The 713-nt window shown below is 59.6% G+C and carries 1 protein-coding gene; it reads left to right on the top strand.

What is annotated here, in order from left to right; translation table 11 throughout:
• Positions 1–713 (top strand): leucyl aminopeptidase (locus J5M71_RS26205; protein WP_207838359.1); only part of this gene is annotated, 713 nt, incomplete at both ends.

Genomic DNA, 713 nt, shown 5'->3' on the forward strand with positions numbered 1-713 from the left:
CTTTACTACCTCGAACATCACCCAGCCCTCGCCGGCCTCGACTCGGCGGAGGTCATGCTCGGCCATACTGCCGACTACGAAGCCCTGACCGGCGCCATTGCCGAACAGGCCGGTGAACATCCACGCTTCCAGTTCAGCGCCCGGCGCCTGGACCTGGAAAGCACCGCAGCGCTGTCCGAAGCAATTGCCGATAGCGATCTGTACATTTTCTTCTACGACTCTTCCACCCTGCTCAACCCACGCCCCGACGGCCCGGAGTTCGTTCGTGCGCTGCAAGCGGTCATGGCGGAAAACTGGAAGAAGTCGCTGCTGTTCAAGGATTACGGCGACTACTTCTACGACACTTTCAGCATCACCCCGCAGCGCATCGCCGGGCTCAACAGTCACCTGATCCAGCGCATGTCCCAAGCGACCACGCTGAGTTTCAAGGACGACCACGGCTCATGGTTCGAAACGCCGATGAGCAGCATCAAGAAGTGGACCGACATCAATGGCGTCGGCAACTTCGACCTCGCCCCCGGCGAAATTGCCACCCACAGCGAAGACATCAATGGCCATGTGAAATTCAAGGGCACCTTCCGCAGCACCATCCCCTTCGCGCGCAAGTACGGCGTGCTGGATTCGCCGCTGGAATTGTGGATCGAGAACTCGACCATCAGCCGCATCGCCACCGACGTGCCGGGGCTGGAACATGATTTCAACAAGTACCTGGA

Origin of the sequence: Pseudomonas sp. 43(2021) (genome assembly GCF_017490805.1) — a bacterium.
Taxonomy (GTDB): domain Bacteria; phylum Pseudomonadota; class Gammaproteobacteria; order Pseudomonadales; family Pseudomonadaceae; genus Aquipseudomonas.